Source organism: Thermus sp. FJN-A, assembly GCF_054655095.1.
Genome location: NZ_BAAHSC010000200.1, coordinates 1 through 535 on the forward strand (window position 1 = coordinate 1; position 535 = coordinate 535).

The 535-nt window shown below is 60.9% G+C and carries 1 rRNA gene; it reads left to right on the forward strand.

Going from position 1 to position 535, the window contains the following annotated elements:
• Nucleotides 1-535 (forward strand): 23S ribosomal RNA (locus tag ACYQ0J_RS09930); the annotation flags it as partial.

Sequence of the window (535 nt, forward strand, 5' to 3'; positions counted from 1 at the left end):
CAAATCCGCTCCCCAAAAGCTCTGCGTGGTGGGGAAGCCCGTGAGGGTGACAACCCCCCGAAGCCAGGGAGCCGAGAAAAGCCTCTAAGCACAACCCGTGGGAACCCGTACCGCAAACCGACACAGGTGGGCGGGTGCGAGAGCACTCAGGCGCGCGGGATAACCCTCGCCAAGGAACTTTGCAAGTTAGCCCCGTAACTTCGGGAGAAGGGGTGCTCTCTGGGGTGATGAGCCCTAGGGAGCCGCAGTGAACAGGCTCTGGCGACTGTTTACCAAAAACACAGCTCTCTGCGAACTCGCAAGAGGAGGTATAGGGAGCGACGCTTGCCCGGTGCCGGAAGGTCAAGGGGAGGGGTGCAAGCCCTGAACCGAAGCCCCGGTGAACGGCGGCCGTAACTATAACGGTCCTAAGGTAGCGAAATTCCTTGTCGGGTAAGTTCCGACCTGCACGAAAAGCGTAACGACCGGAGCGCTGTCTCGGCGAGGGACCCGGTGAAATTGAACTGGCCGTGAAGATGCGGCCTACCCGTGGCAG